Raw genomic sequence first — 24,989 nt, 5'->3', positions numbered from 1 at the left:
TTTGAAAGGCTTTTCCTATCCCCCCTGACACACCGAGATCCGGTCACTGCCCAGGCCGGTGAGGGCGGAAACCGCCTCGATGAGCTTCAGCCGGGTCCGGGCGTCTCCCCCACCGGGGCAGACGATGAGGGCGCCCCGAAACTGGGGGGCCACCGTCTGGAGGGGGACAACCTCCTGCTGGCCGGAGCCCTTCCCCACAGTGACCACTGTGTTGGAGGAGCCTCCGTCCCCCTCCTGGTCCTGGTTCCGGGCCAGCACCTGACGGCTGCTCCCGTCCAGGGTGAGGACCACCTGGGTCTCCCCCGCCCCCTCCACCTGAGAGAGGGTCTGGGCCAGTTTTTTCTCAAAGGCCTCCAGGTCGAAGGACGCCCCCTCCGCCTGTTCCGGGGCCTCCTGCCGGGGGCTGTCCCGCCCGCCGGAGGGCAGCAGCAGGAGAACCGCTCCTACCGCCATCACCAGCAGCACATATTGATACTTCCGCAGCGCCCCCTTCCACCGCCGGGCCGCCTCAGGCCACTTCCATTTCACGGCATTTCCTCCTTACTGTAAAGCTGGGCTTCCGCCGGAATCCCCAGGTCCTCCGACAGGATTTCGCTCAACCGGACCTGGGCGCTCTCCGGCAGGGGGCCGGACACCTCCGCACGCACCGGAAGGTACAGCCCCTCCTCCCCGGGCTCGCAGATCACCCGGGCGGTGCAGGTCCAGCCAAGTTCTGCCGCCTTGTCCACAATATATGCGGCGCACTCCCGTTCTATGATGGCTTTTCGCTGGCCGCCGACGGTATCCTCCAGCTCCGCCGCCCGAAGCTCCACTCCGGTAAGGCATTCCTCCAGCCACCGCCGGCTCTCCTCCACATCCAAATCCACCAGAGGGGACACAATGGCCGCCATGATGACCAGGCCGCACACCAGCTTCCCCACCCGCTTCACCGCCCCCTGGGGCATGAGGGCATCCGCCAGAGCGCACAGCAGACTGGCAGCGATGACGGCCAGCAGCCAGCCTCGCACCGCCCCCATCACAGGACCACCGCCTGGATGGCGGAAACCAGACTGACCAGCAGCACCAGGGCCCCCGCTCCCGTCATTCCCAGCACCAGCCCGAATGCGGAGCCGACGGCGTCGATCAAACCCACCAGCTTGGGCTGGGCCACCGCGGCGCACAGGGCCGCCGCTCCCTTGTAGACCAGATACTGGAGGGCCAGCCGGAGGAAGGGGGTCAGGCAGATGGCCAGCACCACCAGCAGCCCCGCCGCTCCCACGGTTCCTCTCAGCGCCCCCGCCCCGGCCAGCACCGACTCGGAGGCGTCGGCCAGAATCCCCCCCACCACCGGGATGGCCCGAGAGATAGCCAGCTTGGCCGCCTTGACGGCGGCGGCGTCCACGCTGCCCGCGATGGCCCCGCTGGCGGTGAGATAGCCCACAAAGGCCAGCAGCAGGGCGGTGAGGAAGAAGGTAATTGCTCCCTTCAGCAGGTCGGCCAGCTTTTTCAGCCCCGGATTGCCCACAGCGGCGTAGGCGCAGTGCACCGCCACGAAGGCGTAGACCAGGGGCACCAGCAGCCGGTCCATAGCAGTAATCAGCAGCTGGGAAAAGAGCACCGTGGCCCCCTGACGGGCGGCGGCGGCGGTGACATTGCCGGCAGCCGCCGTCAGCACCGCCATGGCGGGCAGCAGGACCGCAGAGAAGGCCTCCATCCGGCCCAGGGTGTCCCGGCCCAGGCCGATCATTGCCGCCATATCTGTCATAGTCAGGGCGGTGATAGCCAGCGCCCCCGCCAGGTTCACCGCCTGGAGGGCGCTCTCCTCCCCCTCCCTGGCACTGTAGGCCAGGGAGCACAGCAGCACCACCGCCATCAGCTTCATCCCGTTGGCCAGGCTTGTCCGAAGGAGCAGGCCCGCCTGCCCCAGAGCGTCGGTGAGGAGGTTGGACAGGCCGTCATCCAGGGACTCCCCCTGGCTCACGCCATAGCCCTCCGCCTGCTCCCAGATCTGCTCCAGCTCCGGGAGGGCCAGCTCCGCCCCCAGGACCGGGACCAGACTCAGGGCGGCCAAAGCGCAGAAAATCACCACTCTTTTCATGTCAGCAGCTCCCCCATCAGCCGGGCCACCGCCCGCACCAGGGGCAGGGCCGTCAGCAGGGCCAGCGCTGTCCCCGCCGTCTCCACGAAGGCGGCCACGCCCCCCTCCCCCGCCGACCGGCAGATCTCCACCGTCAGCTTGGTGAGAATAGACAGGGCCACCGTCTTGACCACCGGCTCCAGCAGCACCTCAGACAGGCCCGCCTGCCGGGCCAGCTCCTCCATCAGGGCCTTCACTGTCCCCAGGCCGGCCGCCGCCAGAGCCAGAATCCACAGTCCGGCGGCCAGGGCCAGCAGCAGGGCCAGCTCCGGGGTGTTTTTCTTTAAAACCGCGCTGAGCACCACCGCCGTCACCCCCACGGCGGCCAGCTTTACCATGGCCTCCATCACAGCCCGAAGAGGTTCTTCACCAGGTCGAACAGGCTGGCAATCTCCCGAACCACCATCATCAGCACCACCACCAGCCCCGCCAGGGTGGTCATCATGGCCTGCTCGTCCCGCCCCGCCCGGCTGAGCACCTGGTTCAGCACCGCTACCAGAATGCCAATGGCCGCGATTTTAAAGATCAGATCAACTTCCATATGTAAATGCCCTCTTTCGTAATTAAGATATATAGGGTGTGGCGATCCCGGCGCACCATCTCTGTAGGGGCGGACATTGTCCGCCCGCACGATAATGCAGTGTGTGCTGGTAGAACGGGCGCGCAATGCGCGCCCCTACAGTGCGGTTCCATACCCCCTACAACAGCAAAATCACCAGAAACGCCCCGCCGGACAGACCCAGGGCCTGATAGACCCTCCCCTGTCGGCGGCTGTCCGCCTCCCGGCGGGCGGCCAGCTCCTCCAGGCGGCGGCGGGCGGCGGACAGGGCCTCCCTCTGCCTCGGGACATCGCATCGGCCCAGCGTGTCCCCCAGGGGAAGCAGGAGGGCCTGTCCCTCCTCCCCCAGCTCCTCCCGCCCCCGGACCGCCCCCCGCCAGAGGGCGGAAAAGGGCTCCCGGTCCAGCCGGTCCAACCTCTGGGCGCAGTCCCGAAACAGGGCCCGGGCCGGGCCCTGACAGCGCTCCGCCCCCTCTGCCAGCAGCCGGGGCAGGGGCGGGGCGGACAGCTCCAGCTCCTGCTCCAGCAGGGCCAGCCCCGCCTCCAGCTGCCGCAGGTCCCCCGCCTGTCGGCGCAGGTCTCCCGCCGCCAGAAGGCCCAGCCAGGCCCCTCCCGCCCCCAGCAGAAGGGCTCCAATCAGACGGATCATCTACCTCAGCTCCTCTATAGCATAGGCCCGGCCCTCTCCACTCCGGCAGATGCGGACCAGAAACCGGAAGAGTCCCTCCTCCAGCAGGGGGCGGTACAGAGACCGGCGCTCCAGGTCGCCCCGGCCCTCCCCGTGGGCGGTGGCCAGCAGGGTGACGCCGCACCCTGCCGCCGTCATAAGGGCCCGCACGTCCTCGGGGGCGGTGATCTCGTCCACCGCCAGCACCTGGGGGTTCATGGCCCGGAGGAGGAGCATCAGCCCCTGAGCCTTGGGACAGCCCTCCATCACATCGGTGCGCCGGCCCACCTCCAGCTGGGGCCGGCCGCTGTACAGGGCGGCCACCTCCCCTCGCTCGTCGGCCAGGGATACCCGAAGTGGGATACATCCCTCGCCCTCGGACACCGACCGGATCAGATCCCGCAGGAGGGTGGTCTTACCCAGGCCCGGGGGCGCCAGAATCAGGGTATCGGCCAGACGGTCCCCAGGGCACAGCCTGTCCAGCACCGGGGCGGCCGCCCCCTTCACCTGCCGGGCAATCCGCAGATTGGCTGAGGACAGCTCCCGCAGGGTGTGGATTTCTCCCTCCCGGAGGGCCGCCGTCCCGCACAGGCCGATCCGGTGGCCCCCCTCCACGGTCAGATAGCCCTGGCGGACCTGGTCCAGCACTGTGTGAAGGGAGGCCTGGCTGGCGATTTCCACCAGCTGTTCCAGCTCCTCCCTCCGCACCGGAGGGCCGCTCAGAGAGCGCTCCTCCCCCTCCAGCACCACCGACATGGGCCAGCCCACCCGCAGGCGGAGCTCCTCCGCCCGGCTTTTTTCCGCTCCGGGCAGGGCTCGTCCCTCCTCCCGCAGCCGCAGGGGCAGCACCCGGAGGGCCTGCTCACAGCTCTGGGCCGCTGTCATTTGTGTCATAGCCTTCACCGCCTTTTCAACTCACTGCATTGTATGAGGACAAGCAGGGGGTTATGACAAAAAAATATCAGCCTTGCGAACCATGTCGAAGGCTGATATAATAGTTCTGGGTCCTTCCCCGGAGAGGGGGTGAATGTCTTGGATATTCTAGTCAATCTCTTTGTGTCGATCGGAGCGAGCATAATTGGCAATTATGTGAGCAAATAGCTTGACCGGCACCGCAAGGACCCGTGAGCCAAAATGGGGACCCGGAGGATGATGCCCTCCGGGTCCCCTTTTGCGTGTCTGCCGTGGTTCTAGTCAAACTCTTGGCAGTGATTATTATACCACCACTGTCCAGTATATGCAAGAGGAACTTTATCCTTTCAAGTACTGTCAAGCGGCTCTCCGTAGCAGAGGTCATAATAATTCCGGATAAGCTCCTCAAGAGAGTCCGCCTTGTAGCAGACCTCCTCCTCTCTCGTCCCCCATACGGCCATCTCATGGTCCCACAGGACGATCTCTCCGCCCTTCGCCTGGCCCTCTTCAACAGGATAGCCATACAGGTTCCCCGCGCCGTCTCTGCCAAAAAACAGCAACGATCCAACCGGATACCGCTCTGAATAAGGAAACGAGCTGGTTTCCACAATATCATCCAGAGACAGAAGCAGGTCACAGTCCCCGTCCATCTCCATCAGCAGATCACGCAGCTCCTGGGGAAATGGAATCCCCAGCTGCTGCTCTCCGCGGACAATCGCTGCACTGTCCACAGGGGGACGGGGAGCAATATCTTCTCCGTATTTACGCGTTGTCCGATAGTATTCCACCAGCTCCCGATACACCTTGTCTCTCCCTCCTCCGGAGGTCCCTATTCCGGTCTTTTAATCAGCTCAAACCAGGCGTTTGTGTCGATATAGTCATCGAACTTCACGCCCATAGACAGCACATCCCGGAAGGTGTCCTGTAGTCCCAGAATGCTGAAGCCCCGCCGGGCCATGCAGGAGAGGAAATTATCGTAATGCCGGTTGTCGCCGCAGGAGATCAGCTTTGCCTCGCTGGCACGTCCCTGCTTCACCTCTGTAATCCTGCTGTTGGAGGGGTCTGCCGAGTCGATAAAAAAGGTCCTCGCCTCAAACTCTCCGCCGTTCCAGCCGCAGACCAGGCTGAACACATCGCACTCCCCCTGGTCCGTCATCTCCTGATACCGGGCGGAAACATGCGCGAAGACCTCCTCCAGGCTGTCGGGACAGTCCTCCTTTAGGGTGAAGTCCACATTCAGGTAGTCCTGGAACAGGTAGTAGTTGTCCTCAATCACGCCCGACAGGCCGATGATGACGTTTTCGTTCAGCTTAAAGACCTTCTTGAAATTGTGCAGTATCCCGCCGTTGTCCAGGTTTGCCTGCTGCTCGCCGCAGACCAGGACGAATCGGTCGCACAGGACCGCTTGCACTAAGCTCATGGCCGCTCCTTTCCTTCCTGTACAAAGATGGTACTGCCCGGTTCATCCAGGCAGTACCACCTTGTGTTGCAGCATTCTCAGACCTGCGCCGGCGCCTCGCCGCCAAAGGTCTCCAGGACCTTGGCGTCCTCCGCCCGCTTCTCCTCGATGGCTTCCTTCAGGATCATATCCTTCACCTTCATCAGCCGGATGGTGTTCGCGCGCTCGTTTTCGTCCAGCTTCATGGTGATATACTTGATATTGGCCTGCATCTCGGGGATTTTCACATACTCCAGAGCGTTGACGCGGCGGCGGGTCTTTTCGATCTCCTCCGCCAACAGCTGGGAGGTCTTTTCGATCTCGGCCAGCCGCAGCATATCGCTGAGGACCCGGGACAGGGCGTCCACTGCGTCGTCCAGCTCACCGCTGGTCTGGGCAAAGCCGTAGGGATAGACCTCGCCGGGGTCCTGGCTGCTGGTGCGGAACTGGTACTGGGGCACATCCACCGACATGATGTTCTGGAAGGTCATATCCAGCTCCACGGACTGCTTGGGGTAGAGCAGGGACTGCTCCAGCATCTCGGGGGACATGAGGGCGGCGGCCACGGTAAAGGCACCGTGGGCCCGCATCAGCCCCTCCTCCACCCGCTTCCGGAGGGCGCGGTTCTCCCGGACCACGTCCATGAACTGCTTCATCAGCTCATCCCGCTTGTCCTTGAGCAGCTTGTGGCCCCGCATGGAGGTGCGCAGACGGGTTTTCAGCCGGGTCAGCTCCTGCCGGGTGGGGTTAATGGTTGTGGAAGGCACTCAAATCCCCCCTTAATCCTTTTTAGGCAGATACTTCTCGATAAACTCGGGCTTGATCCGCTTCAGCTCCGCCCTGGGCAGAATGGACAGCAGGTCCCAGCCCAGGTCCAGGGTCTCCTGGATTGAGCGGTTCTCGTCCGTCCCCTGGGCCACGTAGCGCTTCTCGAACTCGTCGGCGAACTTGGCGTAGAGCAGGTCCGTGGGGGACAGGGCGGCCTCGCCCAGGATGGACATGAGCTCCTTGTTCTCCTTGCCGGTGGAGTAGGCGGCGAAGAGCTGGTTCATGGTGTTGGCGTGGTCCTCCCGGGTCTTGCCGGGTCCCACGCCCTTGTCCTTCAGACGGGACAGGGAGGGGGACACGTCGATGGGAGGAATGATACCCTTGCGGTACAGCTCCCGGGACAGGATGATCTGGCCCTCGGTAATGTAGCCGGTCAGGTCGGGGATGGGGTGGGTCTTGTCGTCCTCGGGCATGGTGAGGATGGGGATCATGGTAATGGAGCCCGTCTTGCCCAGCTGGCGGCCAGCCCGCTCGTACATGGTAGCCAGGTCGGTGTACAGGTAGCCCGGGTAGCCGCGGCGGCCCGGGACCTCCTTCTTAGCCGCCGACACCTCGCGCAGGGCCTCGGCGTAGTTGGTGATGTCGGTGAGGATGACCAGCACGTGCATCCCCTTCTCAAAGGCCAGGTACTCCGCAGCGGTGAGGGCCATACGGGGGGTGGCGATACGCTCGACGGCGGGGTCGTTGGCCAGGTTGGTAAACAGCACGGTGCGGTCGATGGCGCCGGTGCGGCGGAACTCCTCCACGAAGAAGTTGGACTCCTCGAAGGTAATGCCGATGGCGGCAAAAACCACGGCGAAGTTGGACGCGCCGTCCAGCACCTTGGCCTGGCGGGCAATCTGGGCGGCCAGGTTGGCGTGGGGCAGGCCGGAGCCGGAGAAGATGGGCAGCTTCTGGCCGCGGACCAGGGTGTTCAGTCCGTCGATGGCGGAGATACCCGTCTGAATGAACTCGTTGGGGTAGTCACGGGCGGCGGGATTCATAGCCAAGCCGTTGATGTCCCGGTACTCGTCGGCCAGGATGGCGGGGCCGCCGTCGATGGGCTGGCCCATGCCGTTGAACACACGGCCCAGCATGTCGCCGGAGACGGCCAGCTGGAGAGGGTGGCCCAGGAAGCGAATCTTGGACTCGGCCAGGTTGATGCCGGCGGAGGCCTCGAACAGCTGGACCACGGCGTTGTCGCCGTTGACCTCCAGCACCTTGCAGCGGCGGACGGTGCCGTCGGTGAGCTCGATCTCGGCCAGTTCGTCATAGGTGACGCCCTTGACCCGGTTGACCACCATCAGGGGGCCGGAGATCTCTTGAATGGTTTTATATTCCCGAATCACTGCGCATCCGCTCCTTTCTCCCCGATCTCGGCAATCTCCTTCTCCATCCGAGCCTGGAGGGCGGCGTAAACGTCCTTATACTCCTTGGCGGGGACGGACTTGGCCCGGCCGATGTCCTCTCGGGAGGGAATCTCAAACAGCTCGGTGAGGGAGCCGCCCTTCTCGGCGGCAGCCCGGCACTGGGTGTCGTAATCCCGGATAATGGTGAGCATCCGGGCCTGCCGGTCATACTCGGAGTAGGAGTCGATATCCACGAAGGAGTTCTGCTGCAGGAAGTCCTCCCGGATGATCTTGGCAGTCTCCAGGGTGATCTGGTCCTTGGTGGACAGTGAGTCCTTGCCCACCAGCTGGACGATCTCGTTCAGGCTCTCCTCCTCCTGAAGGACGGCCATAGCCCACTCCCGGTTAGCCAGGAACTTGGGACCCAGGTTCTCGTCATACCAGGTCTTGAGGGAGTCCAGATACAGGGAGTAGGAGTTCAGCCAGTTGATGGCGGGGAAGTGGCGGCGGTAGGCCAGAGAGGCGTCCAGAGCCCAGAACACCTTGACAATGCGCATGGTGGCCTGGGAGACGGGCTCGGACAGGTCGCCGCCGGGAGGGGAGACCGCGCCCACGGCGGTCAGGCTGCCCCGGCGGTCCTCGTCGGAGCCGATGCAGGCCACCGAGCCGGCACGCTCGTAGAACTGGGCCAGACGGGAGGACAGGTAGGCGGGGTAGCCCTCCTCGCCGGGCATCTCCTCCAGACGGCCGGACATCTCACGCAGAGCCTCGGCCCAGCGGGAGGTGGAGTCGGCGATGACGGCCACGGCGTAGCCCATGTCACGGAAGTACTCGGCGATGGTGATGCCGGTGTAGATGGATGCCTCACGGGCGGCCACGGGCATATCGGAGGTGTTGGCGATGAGGACGGTCCGCTTCATCAGGGACTCGCCGGTACGGGGGTCCACCAGCTCGGGGAACTCCCGCAGCACGTCGGTCATCTCGTTGCCCCGCTCGCCGCAGCCGATGTAGACCACCAGGTCCACGTCGGACCACTTGGCCAGAGCGTGCTGCATCACGGTCTTGCCCGAGCCGAAGGGGCCGGGGATGGCGGCGGTGCCGCCCTTGGCCACGGGGAAGAAGGTGTCCACAATCCGCTGTCCGGACTGGAGGGGGATCACCGGGGGATACTTGTGCTTGTAGGGCCGGCCCACACGGACGGGCCACTTCTGCATCATGGTCAGCTCCTGCTTCTCCCCCTTGTTGTCCAGCAGGACGCCGATCTTGTCCAGCACGGTGAAGGAGCCCGACTCAATGGACTCGATGGTGCCGCTCATCTTCGGGGGGATCATGACCTTGTGGAGGATGGAGGGGGTCTCCTGGACGGTGCCGATGATGTCGCCGCCCACGACCTTATCGCCGGGCTTGACGGTGGCGGTGAAGTCCCACTTCTTCTCCCGGTCCAGCGCAGGGACCTCCACGCCGCGGGGCAGGTTGTTCCCCTGGACCTTCTTCATGATGACCTCCAGGGGACGCTGGATGCCGTCGTAGATGTTCTCGATCAGGCCGGGGCCCAGCTCCACAGACAGGGGGGCGCCGGTGGTGACCACGTCGGCGCCGGGGCCCAGGCCGGAGGTCTCCTCATAGACCTGGATAGAGGCCGAGCCGCCGGTCATGGTGAGAATCTCGCCAATCAGGCGCTGCTCGCCTACACGGACCACGTCGGCCATGTTGGCCTCCTCCATGCCGGTGGCCACCACCAGCGGGCCGGAGACCTTAACGATTTTTCCCATAGGCGTTAAAACCTTCTTTCTGGGTAAATTTCATATATGGCTCCCCCTTGTGGGGGAGCTGTCGCCGCCGAAGGCGGTGACTGAGGGGGCTTTCGGAGCGCGGGGGGAGCCGAAAGACCCCCTCCGGCCCTTCGGGCCACCTCCCCCATAAAAGGGGGAGGCTTTTGGGGCGGGCGGATGATATCCGCCCCTATACAGCACATTACAAAATATCCGCGCCGACGGCCCGTTCGACCGCCGTCTTGACGTTGGCCATGCCGATGCCCAGGGAGCCCTCCTTGCCGGGGATGAGGATAATGGCGGGGGTTAGGGCATCCTTATACCGGGCGATCTCCTGGGGGAGCTGGGCGGCCAGCTGTTCGGTCATATAGATGATGGCGTAGTTCTCCCTGGCCATGCGGTGGAGGGCCTCCCGGCCCTCCTCGGGGGAATCCACCGGGCAGACCTCAAGGCCCAGGGCCTTGAAGCCCAGGACGCTGTCCTTGTCGCCCATGACGGCAATTTTATACATCTGCCTACCCCCTTACACATAGGTTTCCCGGAGCCGGGAGCGGATGGTATCTCCATCCAGCCCCGCCGCCCGTCCGGCGAAGATGGCCCGGATGGCGGTGAACTCCTGTTCTTTGGCGTACAGATAGCCGATGACCGCTTCCTCTCCGAAGGGGATGCGGCGGGCGGCGGCCAGATAGGCGGTGAGGGCGTTGTCGCACTCCCGCTCGAAGGCGGTGAGGGACTCCCCTCCCGGCTGGGCCAGCTTGGCCCCCAGCTCGGCGGCCCGGGACAGGGGGCCGGCCCGGAACACCTCGCCCAGGTTATCCCCCCGGGCGGCGGCGATGGCCTGCTCCGACACATTCCCGCCGGGCAGCAGCACCTGGCGCAGGAAGTCGCTCTCCCGGCCCATTCGGTGGACCCGGACAGCGGTGCGCAGGTTGGCCACGTCTACCGACAGCTTCACATAGCCCTGAAGGAAGGGGCTTTTCAGCTCCTTCGCCAGCCGCTCCATCTCCAGGTAGCAGGCTCTGTCCAGGATCAGGTCGGCCTGCTGGGGGTCTCCCCCGTCGGCCAGGGCCGCCGCGCTCTGCTCCATCGCCCTGCGGAAGGCCTCGCTGGTGCCGCTGAGGGACTCCCGCTGCCAGCTGTCCCACAGCTGGGCCGGGCTGTACCGGCCGCCGGCCAGCAGCAGCCGCTCCGGACTGCTCCCCACGGCCTGGGCCTTGAGGATGGTCTTGGCGTTGTGGTAGTCGTACTTGATCTGAAAGACCTCCACCAGCCGCGGGTCAGGGGTCCCCTGCTCCATGTCCTTAAAGACCTCGGCACGGGCCTGGGCGAGAACAGCATCCAGAGGGCCCTCGGCATAGCCGCACTCGGCGAGGCTCTTCATGGCCTCGGCGTCGTCCCGGGCGTCGATCATCCGGTCCATCCGCTCCCTGGTGAGGAGCTTGTTCTCCATAGCTCGGATTCTGGCCGAAATGACCAGGTAATCAGTATCTTTTCTGCGGTGGGACAAAGTAACTGCCCCCTTCCTTACGATTGAAACAGCGCGTCAGCGACCTTTTTCTCCATCTGCTCCCGCTGCAGGCGCACCAGGGTGTCGAAGGCGCAGTTAATCTCCACGTCGCCGTCCACCATGATGAAACCGCCCTTGATGTCGCGGGTCTCCTCTGCCAGGGTGAGCATCCCGGTTCCGGTGACAATGGCGGTAGTGTTGTGGACTAGCTTATCCACAAAGGCCCCCACCTTGGACTTGGCGACCTCCTCGGGCAGGCTGGGGGAGCGCTCCTTCACCAGGGCGTCGTTGGCGGCGATGACCACCTGCTTGCCCACGGTGTTCCGGTCCTTCTGGGAGAAGATCAGCTGCTCCCTGCCGGTGGAGGAGGCCTCCAGCACCAGCCTGGTCAGCAGGGCGATGTACTCCTGCTCAGGCAGGGTGCACAGCTTCTCCAGCGCCAGATCAAAGGCCTCGCTGAGCACCTCCTGCTTGGCCCCCAGCTCCAGCTTGCGCCGCTCCATCTGGGCAGCGGAGCTCAGCCGCTCCAGCCGCTCGTCGGCGGCGGCCCGGCCCTTGGCCTCAATCTCGGCGGCCTCCTTCCGGGCCTGGGCCTCAGCCTCGGCCTGGATGGTCTTGATCTTTTCTCCCGTTTCAGCCGTCAGCCGGGCGATCTCCGCCTGGGCGTCCTGGGCTATTTTGGCGGTGATTTTTTCAATTCCTTCCATACTGAATCCCCTTTCCCCGGGATCAGAACTGCAGCAGCATCAGCATGGAGGCCAGCAGGGACAAAATGGCGTAGAACTCCACGATGCCGCACAGAATCAGGCCCTTGGACCAGTCGTCGGGCTTCTTGGCGAGGATGTTGATGGAACCGGCGGCCACACGGCCCTGCGCAATGGCGGACAGCAGGCCGCCCAGTGCCATAGGCATGCATGCGGCAAAGTAGGCCATGCCCTTGGAGACGGTCATCTCGCTCAGCAGGGTGGCGAAGTCGCCGCCCAGCAGGCCCATGCTGTTGATGGCGAAGAACCACACCACCATGCCGTACAGGCCCTGAGTACCGGGGAGCAGCTGAAGGATCATGACCTTACCGGACTTGCCGGGGTCCTCGCTGAGCAGGCCGGCGCCGGCCTCACCGGCGATGCCGGTGCCCTTGGCGGAGCCTACGCAGCTCAGGCCCACCGCCAGACCCGCGCCCAGAAGGGCCAGAGCCAGGCCGCCGAAGCCACCGAAGAGAGTTGCCAGCTGCTGCGCTTCCAGCGCCAGAGAAATGTCAGTCATAATTATTTCCTCCTCTTATTTTACTACCTTGTAGTATTTTGTGTTGATATCCAGGGGCCGGAACGGCTTTCCGCCGTCCTCATAGAACCGCCCGAAGTACTCCAGGCACTGCAGGCGCATGTCGTGGACGAAGCAGCCCAGAATATTCAGCGCGAAGTTCAGGCCGTTGCCCACCATGGCGATGACAAAGAAAAAGAATATATTTCCTGTCATAGCGCCCAGGGTGTTGAACACCTGAGCGGTCACCGCCCCGGCCAGCATCAGGGCCATCAGGCGGGAATAGGACAGGATGTCGCCGAAATAGCCGGTGGCGTTGTTGTAAAGCGATCCGGCCACGCCCATCAGCTTGCCCACAACGCCCTTTTTGCCATAGCCCTGGGTCAGTGCCAGCAGGACCAGGATGGCGATGACGCAGGGGGTGGTCTGCCCGGTCAGCGCGGCCACGCCGGCCAGGATGAACACCAGGAACCAGGCGCCCTCGTTGCACAGCGCCGCCATGGTCTCGCCCCGCTTGATCTGCTTGTACATGCTCACCGCCATGCCGGTGAAGATCTGCGCCACACCCAGAACAAGGGCGCCCACCAGCACGTTGACCGCCTTGCTCAGCGGGTCAAACAGCTTGGGCAGGGCGTAGTCCTCCACGGCCCCGTGGTTGAGCATTGCCAGCATCTGGGGAATCAGGTCCCCGAAGAAGCCGCCGGTGGCGGCCCCCCACAGGAAGGTGCTCACGCCGCACAGCCCCAGCAGGGGCATCATGTACTGCATGGTCGCCCCATCCGGTCTGGCCTTCTTGATTACTATCAGGGAAACCAGCACCATGATGATGCCATAGCCCATGTCCGCCATCATCATCCCGTAGAACAGGATGAAGAAGGGGGCCATCAGGGGGTTGGGGTCCAGAGAGCCGTACACGGGGAGGGAGTACATATCTGTCACCATGTTCAGAGGCTTGGTGAACCAGTTGTTTTTCAGCCGCACCGGCACCTGGGGGTAGTCCTCGGGGGCGGGGTCGCTCACCTCGCAGGCGCAGGGAAATTTGTCCAGCTCCTGCTTCAGGGCGGGCCAGCTCTCCTCGGGCACCCAGCCCTCCAGCAGGAAGGTCTGCCCGGTGTCCACCAGGCGGCCCCGGGCCTCCTCCCGGCTGACGTTGACCCCAGCCAGGTCGGACATCTGCCGCAGAGGGGCGTTGTACCCGCCCATACCGGACAGCTTCTCCTGGATAGCGGCGGCCTCCTCCCTCAGTGCCTTGGTCTCCTGGTACAAGCGGCCCAGGTTTTCCGACGCGGTGCCTGTCCAGTCCCGCAGGTTGGCCCGGGACCAGCCCAGGGCCTTCAGCGCCTCCAGCACGGCGTCCGCCTGGCTGGTGTGGCACACCAGCATACAGTAGTGGAAATCCCGTTCGGTGTACACCTCGGTGAGCTGTGCCAGCTCGCCGGCTGCCTGGACCTCGCCCTCCGCCTGGTTCATGGGGACAGCGGCGGGCAGGGTGCCCAGCTGGACGGTCACCTGAGCGGTGGAGCCGGTCTCCAGCGGCAGGTCCAGGGCCATCCAGGGCCGCAGCACCTCCTTCTGGGCCTCCAGCTTGTTCTCCTCCGCCCGGATGGCCGCCAGCCTCCGGTCCAGATCATTGATCTCCCTGGCCATGTCCCGGGCTTTTTGGGCCCCGGCCTCATCCAGGAGTTCTCCCTCCCGCAGGCCGGGCCTGGGCTCCAGCAGGCCGCTCTTGGCCGGGGCGTACCGCTTGAGAACCTCCAGCGCCCGCTCGGCCTCGCTCTGCTCCCCGTGGGCGGCTGTCAGCCCCTCCGATTCCGGCCTGGTGAGTTGGGCCCACAGGGGGTCGTCCGGGTCGTCCTCAGGCTGGGTGATCTCCACGCAGCCCATGTGCTGGAGCTGGCGCAGCAGCGCCTCCCGGTCCTGGACCATGGCCACCATGCGCAGGCGCTTCATTTTTACGATAGCCATCAGCGTTCCACGACCCTTCCAACAATGAGCTGCGCGGCCTCCTCAAGCCGCCCTCGGGCATTTTGCTTCAGCGTCTCACAGTCCGCCTCGGCCCGTTCCAGCTCCTCCCGGGTCAGCTGGGCGGCCTTCTCCTCGGCCTGGACCATCATCCGGCGGGCCTCCTCCTGGGCCTTTTGGCGGGCCTGCTCCACCATCTGTCTCGCCTCGCGCTGCGCATCGGTTACCTGCTGCTTGACCTGAGCCGCCGCAGCCTCCCGGTCCGCCTTGGCCTTGGCTTCGGCCTGGGTGACCGTCTGAATCGCTTCCAATGCCATGTTTTCACCACCTTCTGCGTCTAAAAAATGGAGAGATTTGCTACCTTACTATTGTAGTAAACATTTTACAAAAAATCAAGGCTTTTTTCTCCAATTCTTTATGGGCATTTCCTTCCATTTGACTGATTTTCCCACAGCTTTTCGGCCCTGCGCAAAAACCGCCCGGCCATCTCGGCCGGGCGGCGCTGTTTTATTCCTCTGGCGGGATCACGGCCTGATACACCGTGCGATCCTCCTCCGCCTGGGGGACAATCTGAACGGTCTGTCCGCTCTCAAAGCCCGACAGGGCGGACAGGCTCTCCTGATCGCCCCAGATTCGGTGGCCAAACCGCTCCAGAATCTCAGGGGTCACGCCACTGAAGGCGCTCCCGGCCCCCAGGTCCGCCCCGGCAATCCGCAGGGACACTGCGGACTTCCCCTGCACCGCCTCCTGGACCTGCGTGAGAAAGTCCTCCACCTGGGCGGTGAATTGTCCGGCGTCGTAGGACTTGCCCACCGTAATCTTGTCCAAGTCCCCCTGGACGGGGAAGTGGAAATCCTCCAGGATGATCTCGTCAAAGCCCATAGCGGCCAGCTCGCCGCACAGCCCGGCGATGTAGGCCTGTGCATCATCCTGGGCGGGGCTTAGCCACCGCAGGCCCAGCTCATCCTTCCAGTTGCCGTTGCCCCGGCGCAGGGCCTGGGAGTTGTTGTAATAGGGGGCGCTGTCGTCCCGGAAGCAGCACACCCGGGCAATGGTATAGACCTCACCAGCGTTCCACTGGGCCAGGGCGTCATTCACCTCCTGGGTTCCGTTTACCCGTGACCGCCTGGCCACAGGCTGCTCGGACAGCCAGGCCAGCCTGCCGTCCCGGCTCTTCATCTCCAGAATCAGGGCATCGGCCCCCGCCTCGGCCAGCCTGCCGGCAGCCGAGCCGTCCACTACGGCGCTCACCGGCAGGGTCAGGGCAAAGCCAACCGCCTCCTGGGGCTCCGACTGGCTCCCGGCGGGCTGGATGTCGATGCTCAGGTCCCCCGGGCCCGGCAGGGAGGCGGAGCCCTCCGGCTCCCGGGCGCTGTCTCCGCCCCGGAGCATCTGGAGGAAGGGGGGCAGCTCCAGCTTGGTCCCCTCGTCGGTATACACCACATATCGCTGGAGATAGATCACTCCGGCTGCCGCCAGGATGACCAGTATCCCCAGGATGATAGCAATCAGTTTTAAAATATCGGTCAAGGTCCGGCGGCCCCGGTATCCGCCCATATCCCTGTTGGAATGGCCCATAGCTCTCCTCCCAACGCCTTTTCTGGAAAATTCTGGACTATTTATTTTTCAAGTGATTTATTATATCAAGTTTTACCGCATTTTACAACTGCAATTCCCTGTCAAGATTCTTAATTTTTGCTGAAAATCTTTCTCTTTTCCTATTAAATCACCATACCGCCGTCCACCTGGAGCACCTGTCCGGTGATGAAGGAAGCCCGGTCAGAGGCCAGAAAGCAGATCGCCTGGGCCGCCTCCTCCGGGGTCCCGATGCGGCCCAGGGGGGTCTCCTCCTCCAGGGCCACCAGGTCCTCAGCGGTGAGATGGCCGTTCATATCGGTGTCAATAACTCCCGGGGCCACGCAGTTCACCCGGATATTCGACGGCCCCAGCTCCTTGGCCAGGGCCTTCGTCAGCCCGATGGCCCCCGCCTTGGCGGCGGAGTAGGGGGCCTCGCAGGAGCCGCCGGTGAGCCCCCACATGGAGGAGACTGTTACAATGCTCCCCCGCTTCCGGCGCACCAGGCCGGGGATGGCGGCCTTCAGGGTATAGAACATCCCGTCCAGGTCCACAGACATCAGCCGCCGCCACTGCTCCGCCGTGGTATTGGTGAGCAGCTGCTGGGGCAGGGCGATGCCCGCGCCGCAGACCACGGCGTCCAGGCCGCCCAGAGCCTCCTCTGCCTCCCGCACCAGCCCCTCCGCCCGCTCCGGGTCGGAGACGTCCGCCTGGATGGGGACGGCCCGCACCCCCAGCCCGGACAGCTCCCGGGCCAGCTCTTCGGCCTCTGACCGGCTGCGGCTGTAGTTGACCGCCACGTTCCAGCCCTCCCGGGCGAAGAGCCGGGCCGTGGCCGCGCCAATGCCCCGGGAGGCGCCGGTGATGAGTACGCTTGACATAGAACAGCTCCCTTTCACTCTTCCTTATCCCGCTGTTTTTGTTCCTCCACCAGCCGGTGAAAGCCCCGGCTGTAGTCCCAGTTTCCCAGACCATGAATCAGAAGCGGCCAGGCCAGAAACAGGGGGTATATCCAGTCCCCCAGGGGATCAGGCAGCCTGCTGCTTAAAGCCATAAGGATGAAATTAGCCAGCCAGCCCGTATAAAACAGGATACCCCAGAGACACATTTTGTTCCGGTTCCGGGGACTGACCCGGTAGTACTCCTCCGGCAGGCCCTTTGGCCCTGTACGGCCCCAGTACAGTGTCTCCTCTCCAATCAGCAGCCTTTGGAGAAATCTGCCTGGGATGGGCAGATAAATCCTGCTTGTGGGCAGGAAGGGAAACCATCCAGAGACAAAACGCCCGAACAGCAGTCCTATTCCGCCCCAGGAGAGGAGGATCAGCCCAAACAGCAGAGCCCGCTCTACACATTCCGGAACCGTCTGCCACCATTTTTCCACGTTTTCCTTGGTAATGACAAGGCTCCACACAAGGGCAAACAAAACATAGGGGCTGACCATACAGAAATACGGGTGTTTTTCCTGAAACGCCTTCGCTTTCTGCCGGATCGTTTTCCTCCAGTCCTTCATCTCCGCTTCCTCCATCCCTTCTATTACGCGAATACCCCCTGGACCAGGATCATATAGAGGACTGTGGCCCCGAAGATAGAGAGCAGGTCATTGCCCTTCCACAGGTGGAGGAGGACCGCCGTCAGCCCGGCAATCAGGGGCGGGACCCAGCCCCCCAGGGTGGTGAAGGCGACCCCCTTCAGGCAGTAGACAATGAGCATGGCGATGATGGCCGGGGGCAGCACCCGGCCCAGATAGAGGACCAGCTTGGGGGGGTGATCCCCCCGGTCGAAGAGGAGGAAGGGCAGAGCCCGGGTAAGGAAGGTCACCGCCGCCATGACGGCGATGGAGGCCAGAGTCTGGATAGGGGTCAGGGGCATGGGGTCTCCTCCTCTCTCTTCACGTTTCCCTCCAGCCGGGGCCGGAGGAGGGTCAGGGCAATCACAATCATAGCCAGGGCGGGCAGGAGCATGTCCTCCGCCCCCGCGATCAGCAGGCTGACCAGGGTGGCCGCCCCTCCAATCAGGGCGGGGATATGTCCCCCGGCGCTTTTCCACTGGCCCACAGCGATGACCAGGAACAGGGCGGTCATGGCGAAATCCACCCCCGTGGTGTCGAAGCCCAGGGCGGCCCCCAGCACGGCCCCCAGCACCGAGCCCGCGATCCAGTAGCTGTGATCCAGCAGTGCCACCAGAAAGAAAAAGTCGTGCTCGTCCACCCCCTCCGGGGCTCTGGCGGAGGAGAGCAGGGCATAGGTCTCGTCGGTGAGGGAAAAGATCATATAGAGCTTTCTCGCCCCCATCCCCCGGAATTTCTCCAGCATGGACAGTCCGTAGACCAGATGGCGGAAGTTGACCATCAGGGTCAGGAAGGCCACCTGATGCAGGGGCGCCCCCACTGCCAGCAGGGATACCCCCAGATACTGTCCGGAGCCGGCGTAGATTACCACGCTCATCAGCAGCGCCCACAGCACGCCGTAGCCGATGGACTGGAGCATCAGCCCAAAAGCCATTCCAATAGCCAGATATCCCATAAGCACCGGGACCGTCACCGGAAAGGCGGCGGCCAGGGTTCTTCGCTTCATCGCAAACCCCACCTCAATCAAAGCAGTTTCGCTATATTTTACTCGTTTTCCTCCGGGAAAGCAACCCCCTTTCCAATCCCCGCGTTAAGAAGGAATAAAGTTTTTTCTTCCATCTTGATTTTTCGGTCCCGCTTATTATAATGGGTGGTAATCCATCCTTTTTATCCCCACTGACCGCGGAGGCGCTTGCCATGAACAGACTCCTTTTTATCTATAACCCAACCTCCGGCACCGGACAAGTCAAGTCCGCGCTGGCCTCTGTCTTAGACGTATTCACCAAGTCGGGCTGGATTGTCACCTCCTACCCCACCCAGTGCGCCGGAGACGGAACCCGGGCCGTCCGGGAGCTGGGGGCGCAGTTCGACCGGATTGTGTGCGCCGGCGGCGACGGCACCCTCAGCGAGGTGGCCGCCGGCCTGATGGAGCTGGACAGCCCGCCCCCGCTGGGCTATGTCCCCTTCGGCTCCACCAACGACTGCGCCGCCACCCTGCACCTGCCGAAAAAGCCTGTGGAGGCCGCCCTGGTGGCCGCCGGCACCGGCGTTCCCTTCCCTATGGACATCGGCCAGCTCAACGGCAGGCCCTTTATCTATGTGGCCGCCTTCGGCGCCTTTACCAAGGTGGCATACGACACCCCGCAGGAGCTGAAAAACACCTTTGGACATCTGGCCTATATCTTTGCCGGCATCGCCTCCCTGCCCACCATCGCCCCCTACCGGATGAAGGTGGAGTACGACGGGCAGAGCCTGGAGGACGACTTCTACTTCGGCATGGTGAGCAACGCCCAGTCCATCGGCGGCATCAAGCCCCCCAAGGTGGAGCGGGTGGTGCTGGACGACGGGCTGTTTGAGGTCACTCTGGTGAAAAAGCCCATCAACCTGGCCGACCTGGCCGACGGCCTCCAGGCCCTGACCAACCCCGCCGCCGACCGCTCCGGGGCACTGGTTCAGTTCCAGGCCCGGACGCTTACCTTCACCGCCCAGCAGCCTGTCTCCTGGACGGTGGACGGGGAGTTCGGCGGGGACCAGCCGGTCAACCGGGTGGTCAACCGGCAGAAGGCCCTGCAAATTATCCGGGCAAAATAGACGCAGAAATGCCGCGGCGGACTTCATTCAGGTCCCCGCGGCATTTTTTGATATTTAATCAGGTCTTCAGCAGCTCAGACACGTCGATCTCCTCGGCGTCGCTCCACAGCCGCTCCAGGTCATAGAACTTCCGGGCCTCGTCGGTAAAGACGTGAACCACCACGCTGGAGAAATCCATGAGCAGCCAGGTGCCGCCCCGGTGGCCCTCGATGTGGTGGGCCCGCTCCCCGCTGCCCTCCGCCGCCTCCTCACAGGCGTCGGACATAGCCTTAATCTGGGTGTTGGAGGTAGCGGTGCAGATGACAAAGTAGTCGGCCAGGGTGGTAATCCCCTCCGTCTTCAGCACCTTGAGGTCTCCGCCCTTCTTGCTGTCCAGCGCTTTGGCCAGCAGAACCGCCAGTTGATAGGATTCCATCTGTCTTGCTCCTTTCTATTCTTTCAGGCCGCCGCCTGGCTCTGATCCGTCTCCCCCCGTATGTCCGAGGACGGATCCGGGAATATATCGCCGGGATCAATAGAGCCGATATCCCCCGGGGTTGCCGGCGTGTCGGGCTCGCCGGTCCCCGGATTCTCCTCTGAGCCCGCAGGATCGGAGGAGTCCGGGTTATCCTCCGGGTTCTCCGGGCCTTCCGACTCCTCCGGGTCCTTAGGCTCCTCCGGGTCCGGCTCCGGCGCCGGAGGGTTCGCCACCGCCGGGTCCAGCAGGGTCCCGTTGGTCACACCGAAGCCCCCGCCGCGCTTGCGGTACATCAGCTGCAGATCGTCCTCCCCAATCTCGTCCAGATAGGGGTTGATGCCGTCGTTGAGCAGCTCCAGCAGCTCCTTCTGATTGGCCACCACCAGCGACGCCCCCCGGTAGCTCACAACCGTGCAGGGCATGGAGGAGAATTTCACATTCTGATCCACATCCATCCCCACCGCCAGCTGAGCGAAGGCCAGGATATTGCCCACCGTCAGGTCGGTGCTCACGTTCTCCATAAAAATCTGGGTCAGCGTGGGCAGCTTGAGCAAAATCTCCGGGGTGAGGCACCTCTTCAGCGTGGCGATGAGAAAGTCCCGCTGAATCTGGGTGCGCCCCGCGTCGTACAGGACCACGCTCTCGTCGTTGTTCTTCCGGAAGCGGATCACCTCCATGGCGTCCTGGCCGTTGAGCAGGCGGTAGCCCGGCGCCTGATGGATGTGCAGATCCTGATAGGGATCGTCATAGTCCATGCCGGGAGGAACGTCGAAATACACCCCGTCGATGGCGTCCACCAGCCGGCCGATGGCCTCCCACTCCACCAGGACATAGAAATCCGGGTAAATGCCGGTGAGCTTGCTGACCTCCTGCTTCAGGGCGGTCATGCCGTTCTCAATCCGCTTCTTCTCCGGCAGGCTCCTGTCCCCCATATTCCGGGCAAAGACCACGTTCAGCCGCTTCTGGCCCCCGCCTTTTCCGGAGGTGTTTATCATGGTGTCCCGCAGCAGGCTGACGGCGCTGATCCGCTTTGCCTTTGTGTCGTAGGTAATGAGCATCATGGTGTCGGTGGCCCCGCTGACCACGTCCTGGCCGGCCACCAGGAAGGTGTAGCAGCCCTCCCGCCGCCCGCTGAACATCACGTCGGGCAGCTCCGCCCCCTCATAGTCCACGCTGCCGAGGGCGCTCTGAGAGCCGTTGCCGTCCGGCGTGTTGATGACCGGCCGGGGCGGCGGGTCGGGCACCTGGGGCAGGCTGATCCAGGAACGCAGATACAGCGTCACCCCCAGAATCAGGACGGCCAGCACCGCCAATATCTGGATAATCCGGTAGCGGAGCCTCGCCCCCCGGTCCAGCCCGGCCACCCAGGCCCGGTATCTGCTCCAGCAGCCCCCCGCTCCGGGGGCCTGCCGTCTGTTATTTTCGCTCATACATTATCCCTCTGTTGTCACTCCGTGCTCCCGCAGCCACGCCTGGGCCCGGAGGGTACTCTGATGAACGGGCAGATTCCTGTCCTTCATCTCCTGAATGGTGGTCTCCACCCCCAGGAGGAGGGCGGCGTCCAGGTCGCGATAGGCCAGCTCCCGCAGCCGCTCCACCCCCTCAAAGGTCCGGTTTGGCTCCATGTAGTCGGCTACGTACAGAATTTTTTCCAGGGTGGTCATGTTCTCCTTGGCTGTGGTGTGCCAGAAGATGGCGTCAAACACCTCATCAGGTTCTCCAAAAACGTGCCGGGCAATACATGCCCCCGTCTTGGAGTGGAGCAGCTTCACCGCCTGGTGCTCCAGCTCGTCCAGCTCCACGCCGTACCGCTCACACAGCGCCAGCTGCTCCTCCAGCTCCAGATACTTGGTGCAGTCGTGGAGGATGCCCGCCCGGCGGGCGTGGGTCTCGTCCGCCCCCCAGCGCCTGGCAAGGCGGACCGCCTCTTCCTCGGTGCCCCGGATGTGGCGCACCCGCTTCTGCATCACCATGGAGTAGGAGCAGGCCCGAAGCTCGGGGATGTCCAGGTGCTTTAAGTCGGCGCGGGTGCCGTAGAGCTGATTTCTCAGGATGTACCCATAGACGGCGGGGATGAGATAGTCCCCGCCCTTTCCCTTGGCCAGCAGCTCCCGCAGCCGGGTGGAGGAGATGTCCACCAGGCCGGGCAGGGTGATGGTGGTGAGCCTGGCCCCGGGGCAGGTCTTTTGCAGATACTCCCGCTGAGGGGCAAAGACCTCCTCCCCGTCCTGCTCGGTGCGGCCGAAGGCGCACACACCCGCCAGCTCCAGAATCTTCTCCGGCTCCCGCCAGTATTGCAGAGTAAGGAACATGTCCGTCCCCATGAGCAGCCACAGCTCCGCCTCCGGGTACTCCTCCCGGAGGGCCGCCAGCGTGTCGGCGGTGTAGCTCTTCCCCGCCCGGTCCAGCTCCAGAGAGGACACCTCCGTCACCTGGGGCATCAGCAGGGCGTCGGCCATGATTTCTGCCATAGCCAGCCGGTGCTCGGGAGATGGGGTGTTCTCCGGCAGCTCCTTGTGGGGCGGGATGGACGCCGGAACAATGAGCAGCCTGTCCAGCTCCAGCGCCGCTGCCGCAGCCTGAGCCGCCGCCAGATGCCCCAGATGGGGCGGGTTGAAGGTTCCGCCAAAAATTCCGATTTTCATCACTGACACCGCCTTATTTCAGAATGAAAATTTTACAGAGCTGCGCCCCAGGCCCCCTTCGCAAAGGGGGCTCCGCCCGAAGGGCGGTGGGGGTTTCCTCCGACAGGCCCCGATGCATTTCGGGAGGGGAAAACCCTCCGTCATCCGCTTCGCGGATGACACCTCCCTTCGCGAAGGGAGGCTTCTGTCCTAACCCTTCGGCCGCTTCTTCTCCTGCACCAGCACAATTTTATCCTTTTTGTCCTTCTTATGGCTTGGACGGTATAACACGAATTTTGTTCCAATCACCTGGACAATTTCGCTCCTGGTCAGGGGGGCCAGCTCCTCCGCCGCCTCCCGGGGGGAAAGCAGGGAGTTCTCCAGCACCCTGCCCTTGATGAGCTCCCGGGCCTCCAGCGCGTCGTTGGCCTGCTTTACCAGGTTGTCCCCGATGCCCTCCTTGCCCACGATCAGAATCGTGTCAATATTGTTCGCCAGACCCCGCAGCTGGGCCCTCTGCTTGCTTGTCAATTCCATTTAACGATCCTCTCCACGAATCATTCCCGTCTCGCCCACGCTCTTCACCGGGTAGCTCTCGCCGCCCGACAGATACCGCTCCAGCTGCTCACGAAACAGCCTCAGCGCGGTGCCCCGGTGGGAGATGGCGTTCTTCTCCTCGGCGGTGAGCTGGGCGAAGGTCTTTTTCAGCTCCGGGACGAAGAACACCGGGTCATAGCCGAAGCCGCCCTCCCCCATGGGGGCGTAGGCGATGGTGCCGGGGCACTCCCCCCGGGCGGTGAGCACGTCGCCGTTGGGGAAGCAACAGGTAATCACGCTGACAAACCTGGCCGTCCGGGTCATCTGCCCCCGCATGTTCTCCAGGAGCATCCGGTAGCGGGCCGCGTCGTCCAGTCCCTCGCCGCCGTACCGGGCGGAGTACACCCCCGGCGCCCCGTTGAGGCAGTCCACGCACAGGCCCGAGTCGTCGGCGATGGCGGGCAGGCCGCTGGCCTCCATGACGGCTCTCGCCTTGAGCAGGGAGTTCTCCTCAAAGGTGGTCCCGGTCTCCTCCACCTCGATGTCCACTCCGGCCTCCGCCTCAGAACAGACTTCAATCCCCAGATGGGACAGAATATCGTTCATCTCAACCAGCTTCTTCTCGTTCTTGCTGGCCAGTACCAGCTTCATACAGGCTTCCCCCTTATTCTACCATATTTTCTCTGTGTGTCTATTGATATTCTATTAAATTTTTCGGGCATCCTCGCAGGAGCGGATATGATCCGCCCGTTCTAATGATACCCACCGCATCATCGTGCGGGCGGACAATGTCCGCCCCTACATTGAACACGCGCCGCACGCAGAACGCGACGACCACGGCACGCCGTCCATACAATGCCGCAATTCCGTAAAACGGGCCGCCGGGGTCGTCGGCCCCTACACGCCTTCACCCACTCAAATCAGCGCCTGGGCAAACTCCTGGGCGTCGAAGGGCTTCAGATCGTCGATGCCCTCACCCACCCCGGCATACTTCACGGGCACGCCCAGCTCCCTGGCGATGGCGATGGCAATGCCCCCCTTGGCGGTGCCGTCCAGCTTGGTGAGGACGATGCCGGTGATGCCCGCCGCCTCCTTGAACTGCTTGGCCTGGATGAGGCCGTTCTGGCCTGTGGTAGCATCCAGAACAAGCAGTGTCTCCCGGGCGCAGCCGGGCAGCTCCCGGTCGATGACCCGGGAGATCTTGTTCAGCTCGTTCATCAGGTTCTGCTTGTTGTGCAGCCGGCCGGCGGTGTCCACCAGCACCACCCCGGCGTTCCGGGCCTTGGCGGCGGACATGGCGTCAAACACTACCGCGGCGGGGTCGGCCCCCTCCTGCTGCTTGATGATATCCACCCCCGCCCGGTCCGCCCAGATGGTGAGCTGCTCGGCGGCGGCCGCCCGGAAGGTGTCGGCGGCGCAGAAGAGGACCTTCCTCCGCTCCTCCCGGAGCTGATGGCCGATCTTGCCGATGGTGGTGGTCTTGCCCACCCCGTTCACCCCGATAAACAGCACCACCGAGGGCTTGGTGGACAGATCCAGGGCGGTGTCCCCGGCGCTGAGGGCGTCGGCAATCACCTGGACCATCACCTCCCGGGCCCCCTCCACGGTCTTGACGCCCTCCGCCTTCACCCGGCGGCGCAGCTCCTCCACCAGCTCCAGGGTCACGTCCATGCCGGTGTCGGCCAGAATCAGCGACTCCTCCAGCTCGTCGTAGAAATCGTCGGTGAGCTCCGAGCCGAAGCCGGAGAAAATGTTAATTTTTTTCAGCTTGTCAAAAAAGCCCATGGGT

At 63.8% G+C, this 24,989-nt stretch carries 30 protein-coding genes; 1 reads left to right on the top strand and 29 read right to left on the bottom strand.

The window, feature by feature from the left end:
• Positions 1-15 precede the first annotated feature (15 nt).
• The 23 genes from D1641_RS06620 to D1641_RS06510 all read right to left on the bottom strand — a co-directional run bounded on the left by D1641_RS06620 (position 16) and on the right by D1641_RS06510 (position 18,497).
• Positions 16-528 (bottom strand): stage III sporulation protein AG, encoded by a 513-nt coding sequence (locus D1641_RS06620; RefSeq protein ID WP_160663916.1) that lies wholly within the window; start codon positions 526-528, stop codon positions 16-18.
• A complete protein-coding gene (locus D1641_RS06615) occupies positions 525-1,016 on the bottom strand; it encodes a stage III sporulation protein AF (RefSeq protein WP_160663914.1) in 492 nt (163 codons plus the stop codon). Before D1641_RS06615 ends, D1641_RS06620 begins: the two co-directional genes overlap by 4 nt.
• On the bottom strand, positions 1,016-2,077 hold the full coding sequence (locus tag D1641_RS06610) for a stage III sporulation protein AE (protein ID WP_160663912.1): 1,062 nt from the start codon (positions 2,075-2,077) through the stop codon (positions 1,016-1,018). The genes D1641_RS06615 and D1641_RS06610 overlap by 1 nt, the downstream gene beginning before the upstream one ends.
• Positions 2,074-2,454, bottom strand: a complete 381-nt coding sequence (locus D1641_RS06605; RefSeq protein WP_243149295.1) for a SpoIIIAC/SpoIIIAD family protein — start codon at positions 2,452-2,454, stop codon at positions 2,074-2,076. Before D1641_RS06605 ends, D1641_RS06610 begins: the two co-directional genes overlap by 4 nt.
• An 8-nt stretch (positions 2,455-2,462) precedes the next feature.
• The gene (gene spoIIIAC / locus D1641_RS06600) at positions 2,463-2,657 is read right to left on the bottom strand and encodes a stage III sporulation protein AC (protein ID WP_160663908.1); all 195 of its coding nucleotides are present in this window, start codon (positions 2,655-2,657) and stop codon (positions 2,463-2,465) included.
• A 157-nt stretch (positions 2,658-2,814) separates the two neighbouring features.
• Complete coding sequence (locus D1641_RS06595) at positions 2,815-3,324, bottom strand: stage III sporulation protein AB (protein WP_160663906.1); 510 nt, start codon at positions 3,322-3,324, stop codon at positions 2,815-2,817.
• Positions 3,325-4,236 carry a stage III sporulation protein AB gene (locus tag D1641_RS06590; RefSeq protein ID WP_160663904.1) on the bottom strand — a complete coding sequence of 304 codons (912 nt, stop codon included), beginning with the start codon at positions 4,234-4,236 and terminating at the stop codon, positions 3,325-3,327.
• A 365-nt stretch (positions 4,237-4,601) separates the two neighbouring features.
• Positions 4,602-5,057, bottom strand: coding sequence for an SMI1/KNR4 family protein (locus tag D1641_RS06585; protein ID WP_160663902.1), 456 nt, complete (start codon positions 5,055-5,057; stop codon positions 4,602-4,604).
• Positions 5,058-5,083: 26 nt separating this feature from the next.
• Positions 5,084-5,674, bottom strand: coding sequence for a hypothetical protein (locus D1641_RS06580; protein ID WP_160663900.1), 591 nt, complete (start codon positions 5,672-5,674; stop codon positions 5,084-5,086).
• A 77-nt stretch (positions 5,675-5,751) separates the two neighbouring features.
• Positions 5,752-6,459 (bottom strand): V-type ATP synthase subunit D, encoded by a 708-nt coding sequence (locus D1641_RS06575; protein ID WP_160663898.1) that lies wholly within the window; start codon positions 6,457-6,459, stop codon positions 5,752-5,754.
• 12 nt (positions 6,460-6,471) lie between these two features.
• Entirely contained in the window at positions 6,472-7,848 is a 1,377-nt protein-coding gene (locus D1641_RS06570; protein WP_160663896.1) for a V-type ATP synthase subunit B, read from the bottom strand.
• Entirely contained in the window at positions 7,845-9,620 is a 1,776-nt protein-coding gene (locus D1641_RS06565) for a V-type ATP synthase subunit A (protein WP_160663894.1), read from the bottom strand. Before D1641_RS06565 ends, D1641_RS06570 begins: the two co-directional genes overlap by 4 nt.
• Before the next feature lie 202 nt (positions 9,621-9,822).
• The gene (locus D1641_RS06560) at positions 9,823-10,131 is read right to left on the bottom strand and encodes a V-type ATP synthase subunit F (RefSeq protein ID WP_160663892.1); all 309 of its coding nucleotides are present in this window, start codon (positions 10,129-10,131) and stop codon (positions 9,823-9,825) included.
• 12 nt (positions 10,132-10,143) lie between these two features.
• Positions 10,144-11,127, bottom strand: coding sequence for a V-type ATPase subunit (locus tag D1641_RS06555; RefSeq protein WP_160663890.1), 984 nt, complete (start codon positions 11,125-11,127; stop codon positions 10,144-10,146).
• A gap of 17 nt (positions 11,128-11,144) precedes the next feature.
• Positions 11,145-11,834, bottom strand: a complete 690-nt coding sequence (locus D1641_RS06550; protein WP_160663888.1) for a V-type ATP synthase subunit E — start codon at positions 11,832-11,834, stop codon at positions 11,145-11,147.
• A gap of 22 nt (positions 11,835-11,856) precedes the next feature.
• A complete protein-coding gene (locus D1641_RS06545) occupies positions 11,857-12,390 on the bottom strand; it encodes a V-type ATP synthase subunit K (RefSeq protein ID WP_160663886.1) in 534 nt (177 codons plus the stop codon).
• A 15-nt stretch (positions 12,391-12,405) separates the two neighbouring features.
• Entirely contained in the window at positions 12,406-14,352 is a 1,947-nt protein-coding gene (locus D1641_RS06540) for a V-type ATP synthase subunit I (protein ID WP_243149294.1), read from the bottom strand.
• Positions 14,352-14,666, bottom strand: a complete 315-nt coding sequence (locus tag D1641_RS06535; protein WP_160663884.1) for a DUF1682 domain-containing protein — start codon at positions 14,664-14,666, stop codon at positions 14,352-14,354. The genes D1641_RS06540 and D1641_RS06535 overlap by 1 nt, the downstream gene beginning before the upstream one ends.
• A 190-nt stretch (positions 14,667-14,856) precedes the next feature.
• Complete coding sequence (locus D1641_RS06530) at positions 14,857-15,927, bottom strand: putative glycoside hydrolase (protein ID WP_160663882.1); 1,071 nt, start codon at positions 15,925-15,927, stop codon at positions 14,857-14,859.
• A 143-nt stretch (positions 15,928-16,070) separates the two neighbouring features.
• Complete coding sequence (gene fabG, locus D1641_RS06525; protein ID WP_160663880.1) at positions 16,071-16,805, bottom strand: 3-oxoacyl-ACP reductase FabG; 735 nt, start codon at positions 16,803-16,805, stop codon at positions 16,071-16,073.
• A gap of 14 nt (positions 16,806-16,819) precedes the next feature.
• Positions 16,820-17,434 carry a hypothetical protein gene (locus tag D1641_RS06520; protein WP_160663878.1) on the bottom strand — a complete coding sequence of 205 codons (615 nt, stop codon included), beginning with the start codon at positions 17,432-17,434 and terminating at the stop codon, positions 16,820-16,822.
• Between the two features lie 23 nt (positions 17,435-17,457).
• Positions 17,458-17,793, bottom strand: coding sequence for an AzlD domain-containing protein (locus tag D1641_RS06515; protein ID WP_160663876.1), 336 nt, complete (start codon positions 17,791-17,793; stop codon positions 17,458-17,460).
• Positions 17,784-18,497: an AzlC family ABC transporter permease gene (locus tag D1641_RS06510; RefSeq protein ID WP_160663874.1), complete on the bottom strand. Its 714-nt coding sequence runs from the start codon at positions 18,495-18,497 to the stop codon at positions 17,784-17,786. The genes D1641_RS06515 and D1641_RS06510 overlap by 10 nt, the downstream gene beginning before the upstream one ends.
• A 191-nt stretch (positions 18,498-18,688) precedes the next feature.
• Between D1641_RS06510 and D1641_RS06505 the strand changes: the two genes are divergently transcribed.
• Positions 18,689-19,582, top strand: a complete 894-nt coding sequence (locus D1641_RS06505) for a diacylglycerol kinase family protein (RefSeq protein ID WP_160663872.1) — start codon at positions 18,689-18,691, stop codon at positions 19,580-19,582.
• 58 nt (positions 19,583-19,640) lie between these two features.
• Here the strand turns inward: D1641_RS06505 and rsfS are convergent, their stop codons facing one another.
• From rsfS to ftsY, 6 genes are all read right to left on the bottom strand, one after another.
• Positions 19,641-19,997 carry a ribosome silencing factor gene (rsfS, locus tag D1641_RS06500; protein ID WP_160663869.1) on the bottom strand — a complete coding sequence of 119 codons (357 nt, stop codon included), beginning with the start codon at positions 19,995-19,997 and terminating at the stop codon, positions 19,641-19,643.
• 23 nt (positions 19,998-20,020) lie between these two features.
• Positions 20,021-21,469, bottom strand: coding sequence for an LCP family protein (locus tag D1641_RS06495; protein WP_160663867.1), 1,449 nt, complete (start codon positions 21,467-21,469; stop codon positions 20,021-20,023).
• 3 nt (positions 21,470-21,472) lie between these two features.
• Positions 21,473-22,684 (bottom strand): nicotinate (nicotinamide) nucleotide adenylyltransferase, encoded by a 1,212-nt coding sequence (gene nadD / locus D1641_RS06490; RefSeq protein WP_160663865.1) that lies wholly within the window; start codon positions 22,682-22,684, stop codon positions 21,473-21,475.
• Positions 22,685-22,873: 189 nt separating this feature from the next.
• Positions 22,874-23,200 (bottom strand): YhbY family RNA-binding protein, encoded by a 327-nt coding sequence (locus D1641_RS06485; protein WP_160663863.1) that lies wholly within the window; start codon positions 23,198-23,200, stop codon positions 22,874-22,876.
• Positions 23,201-23,851 (bottom strand): XTP/dITP diphosphatase, encoded by a 651-nt coding sequence (locus D1641_RS06480; RefSeq protein WP_160663861.1) that lies wholly within the window; start codon positions 23,849-23,851, stop codon positions 23,201-23,203.
• Between the two features lie 264 nt (positions 23,852-24,115).
• Positions 24,116-24,985 (bottom strand): signal recognition particle-docking protein FtsY, encoded by an 870-nt coding sequence (gene ftsY / locus D1641_RS06475; protein WP_160663859.1) that lies wholly within the window; start codon positions 24,983-24,985, stop codon positions 24,116-24,118.
• Positions 24,986-24,989: the final 4 nt, after the last annotated feature.

The sequence above is a fragment of the Colidextribacter sp. OB.20 genome, assembly GCF_009911595.1.
Classification (GTDB): domain Bacteria; phylum Bacillota; class Clostridia; order Oscillospirales; family Oscillospiraceae; genus Lawsonibacter.
The sequence above is the reverse complement of the archived record's forward strand: the minus strand, read 5'-3'. Positions and strand labels throughout refer to the sequence as shown.

Coding starts and splice junctions, on each gene's coding strand:
- D1641_RS06615 (WP_160663914.1), bottom strand. CDS start 1,016: ATGGGGGCGGTGCGAGGCTGGCTGCTGGCCGTCATCGCTGCCAGTCTG.
- D1641_RS06610 (WP_160663912.1), bottom strand. CDS start 2,077: ATGAAAAGAGTGGTGATTTTCTGCGCTTTGGCCGCCCTGAGTCTGGTC.
- D1641_RS06605 (WP_243149295.1), bottom strand. CDS start 2,454: ATGGTAAAGCTGGCCGCCGTGGGGGTGACGGCGGTGGTGCTCAGCGCG.
- spoIIIAC (WP_160663908.1), bottom strand. CDS start 2,657: ATGGAAGTTGATCTGATCTTTAAAATCGCGGCCATTGGCATTCTGGTA.
- D1641_RS06595 (WP_160663906.1), bottom strand. CDS start 3,324: ATGATCCGTCTGATTGGAGCCCTTCTGCTGGGGGCGGGAGGGGCCTGG.
- D1641_RS06590 (WP_160663904.1), bottom strand. CDS start 4,236: ATGACACAAATGACAGCGGCCCAGAGCTGTGAGCAGGCCCTCCGGGTG.
- D1641_RS06580 (WP_160663900.1), bottom strand. CDS start 5,674: ATGAGCTTAGTGCAAGCGGTCCTGTGCGACCGATTCGTCCTGGTCTGC.
- D1641_RS06565 (WP_160663894.1), bottom strand. CDS start 9,620: ATGGGAAAAATCGTTAAGGTCTCCGGCCCGCTGGTGGTGGCCACCGGC.
- D1641_RS06560 (WP_160663892.1), bottom strand. CDS start 10,131: ATGTATAAAATTGCCGTCATGGGCGACAAGGACAGCGTCCTGGGCTTC.
- D1641_RS06550 (WP_160663888.1), bottom strand. CDS start 11,834: ATGGAAGGAATTGAAAAAATCACCGCCAAAATAGCCCAGGACGCCCAG.
- D1641_RS06545 (WP_160663886.1), bottom strand. CDS start 12,390: ATGACTGACATTTCTCTGGCGCTGGAAGCGCAGCAGCTGGCAACTCTC.
- D1641_RS06540 (WP_243149294.1), bottom strand. CDS start 14,352: ATGGCTATCGTAAAAATGAAGCGCCTGCGCATGGTGGCCATGGTCCAG.
- D1641_RS06535 (WP_160663884.1), bottom strand. CDS start 14,666: ATGGCATTGGAAGCGATTCAGACGGTCACCCAGGCCGAAGCCAAGGCC.
- D1641_RS06530 (WP_160663882.1), bottom strand. CDS start 15,927: ATGGGCCATTCCAACAGGGATATGGGCGGATACCGGGGCCGCCGGACC.
- fabG (WP_160663880.1), bottom strand. CDS start 16,805: ATGTCAAGCGTACTCATCACCGGCGCCTCCCGGGGCATTGGCGCGGCC.
- D1641_RS06520 (WP_160663878.1), bottom strand. CDS start 17,434: ATGAAGGACTGGAGGAAAACGATCCGGCAGAAAGCGAAGGCGTTTCAG.
- D1641_RS06515 (WP_160663876.1), bottom strand. CDS start 17,793: ATGCCCCTGACCCCTATCCAGACTCTGGCCTCCATCGCCGTCATGGCG.
- D1641_RS06510 (WP_160663874.1), bottom strand. CDS start 18,497: ATGAAGCGAAGAACCCTGGCCGCCGCCTTTCCGGTGACGGTCCCGGTG.
- D1641_RS06505 (WP_160663872.1), top strand. CDS start 18,689: ATGAACAGACTCCTTTTTATCTATAACCCAACCTCCGGCACCGGACAA.
- rsfS (WP_160663869.1), bottom strand. CDS start 19,997: ATGGAATCCTATCAACTGGCGGTTCTGCTGGCCAAAGCGCTGGACAGC.
- D1641_RS06495 (WP_160663867.1), bottom strand. CDS start 21,469: ATGAGCGAAAATAACAGACGGCAGGCCCCCGGAGCGGGGGGCTGCTGG.
- nadD (WP_160663865.1), bottom strand. CDS start 22,684: ATGAAAATCGGAATTTTTGGCGGAACCTTCAACCCGCCCCATCTGGGG.
- D1641_RS06485 (WP_160663863.1), bottom strand. CDS start 23,200: ATGGAATTGACAAGCAAGCAGAGGGCCCAGCTGCGGGGTCTGGCGAAC.
- D1641_RS06480 (WP_160663861.1), bottom strand. CDS start 23,851: ATGAAGCTGGTACTGGCCAGCAAGAACGAGAAGAAGCTGGTTGAGATG.
- ftsY (WP_160663859.1), bottom strand. CDS start 24,985: ATGGGCTTTTTTGACAAGCTGAAAAAAATTAACATTTTCTCCGGCTTC.